The following is a 13,112-nucleotide window of genomic DNA, read 5'->3' as shown; positions in this document are numbered from 1 at the left end:
AGAAAAGGAGAATGGATATGGGATGTGGAACATTTACAAGTAAAGATTGGATTAGATATACAGCAAGCAGAGGATACACGGCAGACTCGTCGGCAAGTGACATGTATAAATCAATCTCTGTTAAAAAAGAATTTGAACCTGTTGGCATAACCTATAGAGAATCCTGTGATTCAGAAGAACACCCTGATTCTACACCAATTATTTTAGGTCTTGATGTAACGGGATCTATGAGCAGTGTTTTGGAAATTATTTCGAAAAAACTACATACGCTGATTAATGAAATTTATGATAGAGAACCAGTTAAAGACCCTCAGGTAATGGTCATGGCATTTGGGGATGTGGAGTGTGATCGTCATCCATTACAGGTAACCCAGTTCGAATCCGATATCCGGATTGCAGAACAGTTAAATAATATTTATTTTGAAAGAGGCGGCGGGGGTAACAATGGAGAATCTTACACACTACCCTGGTATTTCGCTGCAAGACATACAAAAATTGATTCATATGAAAAACATGGAAGGAAAGGTTTTTTATTTACAATGGGGGATGAACCATTCTTAAATATCATATCAAAGAATGCTATTAAAAAATTTACAGGTGATGATATTCAGGCTGATTTAACGGCAGATGAATTACTAACTGAAGTTTCCAGGCAGTACGAAATCTATCACCTGATGATTGAAGAGGGTTCCGGCATGAGAATAGGCAGGGATGATGTTGCAACGAAATGGACGAATCTCTTAGGGCAGAGAGCAATTGCCGTATCTGACTGCTCCAAAATACCGGAAATTATTGTTTCTATTTTGGAAATAGCGGCAGGAAAAGATGTAAAAGAAGTGGAAGATTCCTGGGAGGATGAAACGGCGCTAGTTGTAAGCCGGGCAATCAGCGGTCTGGCTGTTATAAATGATAATAATGATCTGATTGAATTTTAAGAGGATAGGAGAGATGATTGTATGAAAACTGTAAAAATAGTTGTAGGAGCAAATTTTGGAGACGAGGGTAAAGGCCTTATGACAGACTATTTTGCAAAAGAAGCAAAAGATAAGAATCAATCGTGTCTTGTAATCTGCCATAATGGCGGCTCCCAGAAAGGCCATACAGTCGTTTCTCCATCCGGGTTAAGACATGTCTTTCATCATTTCGGTTCCGGGGCTGTGTGCGGGGCAGATACTTATTTATCCGCACGGTTTATAGTAAATCCAATTACTTATAACAAAGAACTGGCGGAACTAAAAAGTAAAAATATCGAACCCCAAATTTTTGTTCACGATCAGGCGCTTATTACAACACCGTTTGATATGATGATAAATCAGATTGCAGAAGAATACAGAGGAAAATCAAAGCATGGAAGCTGTGGCGTGGGCATATTTGAAACGAAAGTGAGAAATGAAGAGTACAGGATAGAGAGCACCATATCCGGGTTTTCCAATTTATCACGGCAGCAATTGGGAAGTATTTTAAACCGTATCGTCTCAGAATATTTTCCGGTAAGATTAAAACAATTAGGAGTGGATACTGTTCCAGATAAATGGAATAAAATTCTGGAATACAAAGAATGTATTATTGAGAATTTTATAGATGATTTTCTGAAGATGAAGAAGAGTATTTCATCTGCCGGTGACAGCATCCTGGATCTTTATGATTATGTGATCTTTGAGGGGGCGCAAGGGTTATTGCTGGATCAGAATAATCTGGAATATGCCCCGCATTTAACACCCAGCAGTACAGGTATCAAAAATCCTATGGATATTATCGCAAAAAGAAATGCTGATGTGGAGGTATGTTATGTAACGAGAACGTATATGACAAGGCATGGAGCAGGCAGGTTTGATACAGAGTGTGCAAAAAAGGAGATTAATTCCCAGATTACAGACTTAACAAATATACCAAATTCATACCAGGATACCATACGTTACGGGACATTGGATCTGGTTGATTTGAAAGAGCGGATAGAAAATGACAGTAAAGGATTCCCGGTTAAAAAGTCATTGGCGGTTACTCATTGCAATGAATATGGAATAAATGAAGAGATGTTAAGAAAATTGTTTTGTGGGTATAAAATTTACAGGTCGGATGGGATGACCCATAATGATGTGAAGTGGAAGCTTCCGATCTTCAACAGCCTTGCAGAGGATTAAATGGGGCTTATTTTACAGCCCCCATATTCAGACTTTCCTGCAAAATCTTCAGAAGTTAAAAAATAGCTTCAAACAGCTCCATTCTAATAAATAATCAAAAGACACAATATGTTACTTTTGCAAAATAATGACGGACATATCATGTTATAAAAACCCAATACATGAAAATGTGTGTACAAAATTAATTATAAATAAGTATTTATTCAAAAATTAATATACAAAAATTACAAAAAAATATTGACGATAATAAGAATGTATGATATATTAAGAAAAATGAAACGGTTCATTTTTACTATCTTACTAAATACCTTTTTATTTTAGTCAAAAAATGAAACGGTTCACATTTATCATTAAAGGAGGGTAGGGTCTTAAAAAAATAGGATTATATTGGGATCAGGGACTTTTAAGTTTAGGAGAAAGGAAAGATATACCACAGATTACTGTGGAGATATCTGGGGTGTAAACATGAAAAAGAATGGAAAACGATTTATTGCTTTTTTAATGATAGTATTTATGTTTATAGGTATTGCGGGAGGACAGAGCTTCATTGCGGAGGCCGCCGGACAGAAGACAGCCAGGATTTCCAAAATGAATACGGACTTTGCCCAGAATGGCTTTCGCAGAATAATAGATAATGAACATCCGGTTCTTACATTTACTATGGTAATGGGGCATAATACGGAAAATGATTCTGATTTTTTAAGGGATATTAATTACAGAGGGCAGGATATTAAGCAGATGTGGGAAACCATACCCGAAGATATCAGGTCTTATTGTGTACTGACACTGCATTTTGGATCTGTATATAATAAGTGGAATACAACAGAAGATGCAAGAAAATGGGTTGAGGATAACCTGGAGCAGGGACAGTCTCTGGGAATTCCCATGATGCTGATCTATGGCGGTAACAGAAGCCAGGCTATGGCAGGGAGTCAGGCAGATACTTTTGGATGGATAGAATCATTGTATCAGAGTTACGATAACTTTATTGGGACAACAAGTTCAGAACAGACGGATGCAGATGTTACAGCAGCAGTTCCGGGTCTGGTAAAACTGGCGGCACAGTATGGGGGGTATCATATACATGCAAATCAAGAGACGATAAACCAATTTTATAATGCAGTCGTTGCAGATAAAACGAAAGGGGATATCTTGAGGCAGTATCATGATTACTTTATCTACACGCCTAAGAATGTGCATTGTAATTATGATTATAATTTTTCGGAGGCATATGGCATGTGGCTTGCAGATATGTCAGCAGGATTTGGCACTTATGTGGATGCATACAACTGGTATCAGGGAGCAACCACAGGGGGTGAGAAAACCTTTGCCACCAATTATTCAGATTATGGGACAAGAGCATTCCCGGAATCCGCATATGCCACGAACATGATTGAAAATGCTTTAAATGGTGCCACAGTTTTTCAGTATGAAAATCAGATGGATATACCGACTGTAAACAGTATGTATTCTCCATTGTTCTGGAATGCAATGGTACCGGCAATGCGTACAATCATTAATACGGTTCAGATTCCCACAAAAGAAGAATGTATTTTAAAGTCTAAAGTCGGTTTTTATGAAGACAGCACACAGACAGGTATCCTGGCAACCTGTGGGAGCAGGGGGAATTATGCTGGATCCGGCATGCTGAATGTAGGTCAGGACGGTGAATCCACTACATTTTTTGAGGGATTATATGATGGAGGCATTGATATTTATAACAGCACGGGGAACCGAAACCTGAGATATTTTTTTCGGACAAGCGGACGATACGGTATCATCCCTCAGATTCCGATCCACACGCCGGCGACAACTTTACAGGCATTGAAAGATTCCGGAATGACAATTATAGATTATCAGTATTATAATCAGAATTTTAAAAGCGTACAGGATAAAATTGATTTCTTTAACGAAAAGTATGCTGCTGTTAATACAGGAGATGCAACAGTTAATAAAAATCAAAACAGCTGGCAGGTATACAACAACAATGTAAATGAGGACAGGGTGCAAAGTGCTTATATTCCTTTAAATGAAGGAGGAAGCTATAGAAAAATTGATTTCCTGGATTTGTCAACGCATTCAGCAGCGACACTTACGGATAATGGGGATGAACTGGTAATTGACCTGAATAACTACAGAACCAACCGGGGGGCAGATGGTGATCTGGTTGCCAATGACGGGGGAAAGAGGGTCCTGGATATTTTGGATTACTATAATGAATTTAAATATTGTATCAATCCTTCTGACCTGGAATTAAGAGAGACAAAGATGGTGATTCACACCAATTTAGATGAGAAGCCCCAAATGGTTATTGCGGGATATGACAGGAATCATTATAACTATGAAGAATCCTGGAATCAGGCCAGTAAAGAATATACAATTACAGTCCGTCATAATGGACCTGTGAATATCATTCTGAACCCAGCCCCCGATAGGTGGACCCGGGTAAGCAGCGAGTATATAAAGGAAGAAGGCAGCAGCACAACAGCAAAATTCTTTGGAACGTCTATTACATGTATGGGAGACGGGCAGGCTGTCAGCGGAGATATTTATATTGATGAAGTTTTATGGGGTTCTATAACTGCAGAGCAGGCAGAGGCAGGGGCTGTATTTTGTAAAACAGGTTTGAGCAATACATATCATTCAATCAGAATTGAAAAAACTGGTGGTGCGGCGTTAAATCTCAGATACATTAAGGCATATAATCAAATGCTTACGGATTCCTATTTACAGGACTTTACTTATGGGACAAAAGAGGAAGACCAGGATTATTTTATAGATTCTGAGCATTGGACGGTAACAAAAGAAGATATATATGAAGCAAATCCAGTTGCTGCCAATGGGTATCAGACCTATAACAAGACTGGAAAGAAGGAAAATGGAGTGATGAAGATCTTGCCGTATGTGGCACCGTTTTGGAGTGATATACCCATGTATATGACGAAAAATACATATACAGACGGCACATATGAAGCAGATTTTAACACTGCAGCGGGTACACCTGTCAGCTTTGCTTTCCGCGCCGATATGATACGCAAGCTTGGGTATTATGTTACGGTAAATCCCCTATGCCTGTCGCCTACCAATGCAGGGACAAATAATCAGTCTGTTGCAATACTGGATGGAACCTCCTGCAAGGCATCTGCGAATCCGGCATTGGATAAGAATACATGGTATACAATAAAAATCGATGTAAATGGAGCAGATGTTAAGGTATATCTGAAAAAACGGAATGCAGAAGAATATGGAGATGCTGTTCTCAGTTATTCCGGGCTTTCCGTAAAAGAAGGATACTATGGCTTAAGAACAGAGCATAATGCAGGGAAGGAAACAGGCAGTCAGATAGGTGCAGCAATGAAAGAGCAGGGAACAGGTGCACTGAATGATTTTATTTATATTGACAATGTGGTGATAAAGGATATATCAGATAAAGAAAAGGATTATATTTGTGATTTTGAAACGGACGAATCAGCAGCTGACTGGAAGGGGGAGGGGGCAGTTCTTTTCCCGGAAAGACAGGCAGATACAAATTTTCGGTATGCAGATAAGTGGATAAATAACGGAGGAACCTGGAAAGTTATAAATAATCCTGATATATGGGCAAATGGAGATAACGGCATATATTATGGAAAGGCTGAAGAAAATACTGAAAACTATTCTTATTCCGGAGAAAAGGAATGGTCGGATTATCTTTACAATACGCTTGTTAAATTTGATTCGGGAAATAATAATGAGGCAGGTATTATATTTAGAGCAGTTGATGACAACAATATGTATAAGCTGTCAATCAAAAGAAATGGAACATCTTCAGCATTGCAGTTTATGAAAAAAGTGAAAGGAAACTGGGAAGGATTTGGAGATACCGTTACAGTAACGATGGAGGATCAGACCTGGTATGCCTTTAATCTAACGGTTATCGATGAATTTATGAAGCTGTCATTCGATGATGTACCTGTATTAGAAGCAATGGATGCATCTTTTTCTGAAGGACAGGCTGGTTTTTCGCTGAGCAATGGAACCAGTGCATATTTTGATAACGCCTGGGTCAGTGTGCTTCATGAAGATAAGCTGACGACAGGACCGGTAAATGCCATTCGTATAAACGGACCAGATACGGTTAGCGAGGGAGACAGTGAAGCGGTATTTACAGCAGAAGTGAATGGTGATGCTGTAAACAGCCATATTACCTGGTCTGTGTCAGATAATACGATAGCGGCTATTACAAATGAGGGACAATTTATACCCCTAAGGAAAGGTACCGTTACGGTTTTGGCTGAGGCAAACGATGGCTCGTCTACTTGCGCATCATTAGAAGTAACGATTCAAAATGTAAAAGAAAGTAAAAAAATTGTGGCATTGGAAACCACATATGTTACAACTGATCGAAAAACAGTTCCCCGGCTGCCTGAAAAAATTACGGCGGTTTACAGTGATGGCTCCAAAGATATGGTTGATGTCATTTGGGATGAAATGAATAAAGACAGTTTTGCAAATGCCATTGCACCAATGTATGACTGGAATTATGGAAAAGAAATGGTTTATGGAAAGGTAAAGGATACTGCTTTGACTGCAAAGGCAGATGTAAAAGTGAAACCGGTACCCCAGAAGCTGAGTGCCTATCATATTGGGTCTGAGAATCAACCGATTGAGATTGCACTGGGCGAGAAAATTGATCTTCCCAGAATGACATATGAATCAATGGTATATGACTGTGGTGATCAAAAATCTTTCAAAGACCCGTTCTCATTCCTGTGGTGGGAAAAATCCGATTACCTGGTGAGTGCTGATAAATATAAGGCAGGAGATTTGATTGTTGTTAAAGGACATGTGGGCAAATACGACAATGAAATTAAAGCATTCTATAAGGTTATTGGTCAAAGGGAAAATGAAAAAATTAATTTAAAAGCGTTACCGGAAGATTCGGGGAAGGTAACAGGTCCGAAAGAAATCCTGGCAGGAAAAACAGCAACTATTACAGCATTTGCAAATGAAGGTTATCAATTTGCGTATTGGACTGTTACGGATGAGAAAAATAACAAAACATCAGATATTCTGCGAGGTAAGAGTGAAATAAAAGTAACAGGAACTCCGGATGGGGAAAAAACATATATTGCTAATTTCATACCATTGCAGGAAGGCAATGGTGAAAAGGAGATCCAATCTGTTAATGGAAATTTTGATTACTTATACCCATATGCACAGGTTGCCCTGATGGTAAAAAACGGAGATGCAAATGCATATAATTGGTCTGTAACCGGAGATATAGGATTAGCCCAGGATGCAGGCGGCCTCAATCTGGATCCCAGAGCAGCCGGAATGCCTACCAATATTACCGATACTGGAATTTTAAGCTTAAGCTCCGATGCCGAAGGAATTGTTACAGTAACGGCAACGCCGATAGCGGATGACGCAGGTCTGGAGGTTCTGACTAAGGATATCCGTGTAGAAAAATCTGAAAAGGTAAAGCTGGCAGATGATTATGACAGTAAAATAGAATATGCACCATCTGTTTCTGCAACAACCTGGGCAGGATGGAAAGGTGGTACTGTTTACAATCGATACGGGAATACAGAACATAAGTGGAACAGTGCGGTATCTGATGAAAACAGTTATGCACATATGGAGTTTAGTGGAACAGGAATACAGGTAATTGCTGAGTCAGGAACAAATCTAGGCGGAGCTGCTGATATATTCATAGATAATATTTATTATGGAAAATACGATGTCACTACTAAGAATGGGACGGCAAATATGTATCACTATGTGCTTTTCGCAATAGAAGGACTTGAAGAGAAACAGCACACAATCGATGTAATGCCGGCAGCAGCCAAAAATCAATATCGATTATCTCTGGATGGTTTTATCATTACAAATAAATCTGACGATGAGCCAGTGGGACAGCCGGAAAGCATTACATTAAAGGCAGAGCCTCAAGACGGTGGAGCTGCAGAGGGACCGGCACAGGTAAATGGTGGCGAAACAGCCAGTTTCACAGCTGTTCCGAATGAGGGCTATCAATTTTTATATTGGTCAGTTTTAGATGAGCTCACCGGAGAAAGTTCCATAATTCCAAGAACAAAAGATATCCTTACAGTGGTAGGTACCGAGAATGCGCAGAAAACTTACACAGCATATTTTGCAGAGAAAACAGGCGACAGTGAAGAAAGGGAGATCCGGCCCATCAATGGTATACTGGACTATCTCTATCCATATGCCCAGGCTGCTTTTCACATTCCGGGTGCAGACGTATCGGAGTATGAATGGTCCGTTTCAGGAGATGTGGGTGAAAAGTATGATGCCGGGTGCAAAGATCAGGTTCCACAAGAAAATGGCTCCGCTACGAATATTACAGAAAATGCAATACTGAGTTTAAGCTCCGATGCAAAAGGAACAATTACAATTACAGCTGAGCCAAAAGATAAAGAACTCGATATCCTAACAAAAACAATACGCATAGCAGATAGAGAAACAGTTAGTCTGACAGATGATTTTGATGAAGGGATTGTATATTCTCCAAATGTTTCAGCAAATACCTGGTCTGAATGGAAAGCTGGTTCCAAGTACAGCCGCTATGGCATGACAGAGCATAAATGGAATGCTTCCATTGCGGATTCAACAAGTTATGCAAGCTATGAATTCCAGGGGAGCGGCATTCAGGTAATCACGGAATCCGGCACTGGTTCAGGCGGATCGGCAGATATTTATATTGATCATATTTATCGGGGAAATTATAGTGTTTCCAACAAGAATGGAACGGCAAATATGTATCATTATGTATTCTATGCAATAGACGGATTAGAGACAGGAACCCATACGATTGATATTGTGCCTACTCCGACTGCCGGCCAATATCGTGTTCCACTGGATGCACTGGTTGTCATTGACCGCTCAAAAGAAGCTCCATTATACAAGATTGGCGTTTCTCCAAATGATGGTGCAATGGGAACAGTCAGCGGAGACGGTCAGTATGAACAGGGAGAAACCATCACCTTAAGTGCCAGGGCACTGGAAGGATTCCAGTTTGTGAATTGGAGTAAAAATGGTGAAGTTGTAAGTACAGAATCAGATTATGAGATTACCGTTACTGAAGATGCAGAATATATGGCTATGTTTGAAAAAGCATTATACGAGATAAAGGTATCGTCTAATGATGAAGCCATGGGAACAGTTCGAGGGGGAGGAACTTTTGAATCAGGAACGATGATTACCATAAGCGCAGATCCACTGGAAGGATATCTGTTTTCCCACTGGGTAAAAGACGGAATCATTGTAAGTGAAGAATCAGACTATGCCTTTACTGTGGATGGAGAAGGCGGATATATTGCTCATTTTATTCCAAAAGGGCAGGAGCCGATTGAAAAATTTAATTTAAGTGTCAGTTCTGAAGATGAGACCATGGGACATGTCAGCGGTGGGGGCATATATGAAAAAGATTCTATCGTGCTCATAAAAGCAGTTCCTCTGGAGGGGTATTGGTTTACCAACTGGACATGTGAAGGTGAAATCGTAAGTGCAGAACCTGAATTTGAAGTCAGCGTAACTCAGGATAAGGAATTTATTGCCCATTTTGAAAAAATACAGCTTACCGCTGTGAATGAAAATGGAGTATCAGAAGATTTTAGAAGTCTGGGCGACGCTCTTGTCTGGGCGGAGCAGTTTCCAGGACAGGTGACTTTAAGACTGTGCAATGGAGTTGAGGAATTTTCTATTGAGGAGACTATCCTATTTGGTACAAACATTAATTTCCAGGTCGGCGAAAAAGTATCGGTATCAATCGCAGAAGGCGTAACCCTTTACAATGAGGGAACAATTATAAATAATGGTATCTTTACAATCAAAGGAGAAGCAGAAAATACAGGAACATTTATTAACAATGGTAATGTTCAAAATTATGGAAAGGCAATTGGTGGTACCCTGAAAGGAACAGGTGTCATAGAAGGTAATAAGGAAAAGCCTGATTTTGAGATACCAAATCAGATAAATGTAATCTATGACGCAGAACAGAAATTAGGCAAAATCGGACTTCAGGAAGGATGGAGTTGGGAAAATCCCCTTATTACACCGGAAGTTTCGAATAAAGGATATGCGGCATATTATACACCGCAAAATACCGGTAATCATGACTGGGAATCGATAACCGGATGGGATGCAGACAAAAAGTCGGTAAGACAAATACTGCCTGTAAACGTAGAGGCGAAAAAGGTAATGGCAGCTGATATCCAGGGAGTGGCTGATGCGGAATATACCGGTCAGGCAATAGAACAGAAAAACCTTACCGTAAAGGGATATGTTTTAGGTAAAGATTATACAGTGCAGTATGCAGATAATAAAAATTTTGGTACAGGCAGAATAATTATTACTTTCAAGGGTAACTACAGCGGAAGTATTATAAAGAACTTTCAGATTAAAAAGGCACCTCAGATAATCAAGGTTCCCCCGGTCTTTAATAAGACATTTGGCAATGGAAAATTTTCCATGTCTGCCAGGAGGACAAAAGGAAACGGAGCTCTAAGCTATAGATCCTCCAATAAGCGGGTAGCCGATGTTAATCAAAAGGGAAAAGTAACAATCAGAGGCTGTGGAAAAACAGTGATACGCATTACTGCAAAGGAGACATTCAATTATAAGGAAACAAATACAGCTGTAACAATTCGGGTTAAACCGAAAAAAGCAGCAGTTACTTCTCTGCAGGCATCTGGAAATTCAATGCTTACGGTAAGATGGAAAAAAGATACAAAGGCAAGCGGATATCAGATTACTTATGCATTAGACGGCAAATTTAAAAAGGGAAAGAAAAATGTAACTATTTCAAAAAACAGTACCACGATCAAGAAGATCAAAAAGCTGAAAAAAGGCAGAAAGTATTATGTTAAAATCCGAAGCTGCCGTTCTGTAAAGAACGAAAAAATTTATGGGTCCTATAGTAAAGTGAAGTCGGTGAAGATTAAATAGCAAAAAATAGTATTTAGTGCTAATTTGATAGCTAAAATCACAGTTTCCGCTGAAAGAAATTTATTTCAGCGGAAGCTCTGATTACTATACAATGAGTTATTATGCCTAGGTGTTAGCAGAAAACATGATAAAAACATACAAAATAAACAAAAAAGTAGTTGACGAATTAAAAATATCATGATATAGTAATTAACATAAAGAACAAGATGTTGAATGAAAAGCAGTGCAGTAAGTCAGGAGTCATTGATACTCCTTATATTTTAGCAACAAAAATGAAACGGTTCACATTTGAGGTTTATGATATGCAGTGAGAGACTGCATTATATATTTTAAAAAAAATGAAACGGTTCACAAATGATTCATTCAACGTACACGTTTAATTCAAGGAGGAAGAATATGAAACAAAAAAGAGCAATGGGTTATTTAGCGGCAGCAGCATTAACAATAGGATTATTAAGCGGATGTGGTTCCTCAGATTCCCAGAAAACCACAACAGACGCAAAAGATGACGCAAAACAATCAGAAACTCAGGCGGCAGACGCAGATTCAACCCAGGCTGCGGCAGCGGATGGTGAAGAGGTAACCCTGGAGTATTGGACATGGTTTCCAAGTAATGATCAGGCAGCTGAAGCGATCAGTGCATTTGAAGCAGCTAATCCCGGTATAAAGGTAAATATGACCGTTATGGAGAGTAAGGCATTTCAGGAGAAGGTGCCCCTGGCACTAAGCACAGGAGAGGAAATTGATGTTATCGGGGTACAGCCTTCTGCGTTTGCAGAACAGGTACAGGATTATCTGGCTGATCTGGAGCCGTTAATGGAAACGGCTGCCGGAGCAGACTGGAAAAACAATTATTCAGAGTCAGCTTTAAAGCAGGCAAATTCATTAACAAATGAACAAACTAAAATGCTGGTATTGGTAAACAGCGGTTCTATGATAGGATACTACAATGCAGATCTGTTAAAGGAAATTGGCTGTGAAGTTCCTGCTACGCTGGAAGAATATAAGGCAGTAGCCGAAAAGCTTCATGAAAAATATCCGGAAAAGTATGCTGGTGTATTTGCAGGTAAAGAAGCATGGATATGTGATGAAATGATGCTGACCGTTCTTGGGCAACAGGGAGATACATACAATCAGTGGAGATATAATGGTGCAGAGATAGACAGTCCGGAATATATCAGTGCATTGAACGGACTTAAGAAATTTTTTGATGAGGGAATCTTTACACAGGATATTATGGATTTAGATTATGCAAGCGCATCAGAAGAGTTTTCTAATGGAGATGCACTGGTATACTTCATGGGATCCTGGGAATCCCCTCTTTTATCTCCAAAGCTCAGAGAACAAAATGGAATCGGGCTTAGCAACGTTGGTGCAATGGCACTTCCGGTAGTTGAAGCTGGAGGAAAAGCAACAGTCAGAGGGTATCTTGATTGCTGTATCGGAATCGTTGAGGACTCTGCTAAAAAGGATGCAGCGGCTAAGTTCGTTGCTTTCATGACAGTTGGCGAAGGTGCGGATATATTGAGCAACCAGTTGCTGGGACCTTCCGGCAAGAAAGAATGTAAGACAGATGATTCACTTTTCACAAGCCAGGAAGAAAAAGCAGGATGGGAAACCGTTTGTGATTTAATTGGAAATGCTACGGCAGACAGAAACAACGTTTCCGGATATTCGGATATCGAAGGTGCTGAAGTGCAGAGTGTAATTAATGGAACAAAAACGGCGGAAGATGTTGTGAAATCACTACAGACAGAATGGACGAGTGGAAAGTACTAGAGCGTGTTTGAAAATTCATTCCTGCCATCTGCACGCCCCACTTTGCGGCATATTTGCCCCGAATTCAGGTTACGTAGCCCGCTATGTGCCCTTCATCCGGGACAAATCTCCCACAAACTGTGACGCACAGCTGCCAGAAAGCAATTTTAAAACACGCTCTAGTGTAGTAACTGGTGGTCTATAAAAGAAATTAAGCCGGCAGGCGTAATGGTCCGCCGGCTTTTATAGATATGGAGGCAG

The 13,112-nt window shown here is 39.9% G+C and carries 4 protein-coding genes and 2 pseudogenes; 5 read left to right on the top strand and 1 reads right to left on the bottom strand.

The features are described 5' to 3' along the window. The first annotated feature begins 17 nt into the window (after nt 1-17). From CD03_RS0101625 to CD03_RS0101610, 4 genes are all read left to right on the top strand, one after another. Nucleotides 18-935, top strand: a complete 918-nt coding sequence (locus tag CD03_RS0101625) for a hypothetical protein (protein WP_027292136.1) — start codon at nt 18-20, stop codon at nt 933-935. 21 nt (nt 936-956) lie between these two features. Beyond that, on the top strand, nt 957-2,141 hold the full coding sequence (locus CD03_RS31995) for an adenylosuccinate synthetase (RefSeq protein WP_052377614.1): 1,185 nt from the start codon (nt 957-959) through the stop codon (nt 2,139-2,141). Between the two features lie 501 nt (nt 2,142-2,642). Beyond that, the gene (locus CD03_RS0101615; protein ID WP_197041610.1) at nt 2,643-11,093 is read left to right on the top strand and encodes an InlB B-repeat-containing protein; all 8,451 of its coding nucleotides are present in this window, start codon (nt 2,643-2,645) and stop codon (nt 11,091-11,093) included. A 396-nt stretch (nt 11,094-11,489) separates the two neighbouring features. Then, nucleotides 11,490-12,872 carry an ABC transporter substrate-binding protein gene (locus CD03_RS0101610; RefSeq protein WP_027292134.1) on the top strand — a complete coding sequence of 461 codons (1,383 nt, stop codon included), beginning with the start codon at nt 11,490-11,492 and terminating at the stop codon, nt 12,870-12,872. On the opposite strand, the pseudogene CD03_RS39755 reads toward CD03_RS0101610, so the two are convergent. After that, a pseudogene (locus tag CD03_RS39755) lies at nt 12,802-12,963 on the bottom strand (DUF6783 domain-containing protein); the annotation flags it as partial. The gene CD03_RS0101610 and the pseudogene CD03_RS39755 overlap by 71 nt on opposite strands. On the opposite strand from CD03_RS39755, the pseudogene CD03_RS39750 reads away from it, so the two are divergent. Continuing rightward, nucleotides 12,940-13,056, top strand: a pseudogene (locus tag CD03_RS39750) (DUF6783 domain-containing protein); the annotation flags it as partial. The pseudogenes CD03_RS39755 and CD03_RS39750 sit on opposite strands and share 24 nt — an antisense overlap. Between the last annotated feature and the right edge of the window lie 56 nt (nt 13,057-13,112).

The sequence above is a fragment of the Robinsoniella sp. KNHs210 genome (genome assembly GCF_000686105.1).
In the GTDB taxonomy this organism is placed as follows: Bacteria; Bacillota; Clostridia; order Lachnospirales; family Lachnospiraceae; genus Robinsoniella; species Robinsoniella peoriensis.
The sequence above is the reverse complement of the archived record's forward strand: the minus strand, read 5'-3'. Positions and strand labels throughout refer to the sequence as shown.

Bases quoted from the DNA above. Each gene is read 5' to 3' on its own strand.
- CD03_RS0101625 (WP_027292136.1), top strand. From the start codon at position 18: ATGGGATGTGGAACATTTACAAGTAAAGATTGGATTAGATATACAGCA.
- CD03_RS31995 (WP_052377614.1), top strand. From the start codon at position 957: ATGAAAACTGTAAAAATAGTTGTAGGAGCAAATTTTGGAGACGAGGGT.
- CD03_RS0101615 (WP_197041610.1), top strand. From the start codon at position 2,643: ATGATAGTATTTATGTTTATAGGTATTGCGGGAGGACAGAGCTTCATT.
- CD03_RS0101610 (WP_027292134.1), top strand. From the start codon at position 11,490: ATGAAACAAAAAAGAGCAATGGGTTATTTAGCGGCAGCAGCATTAACA.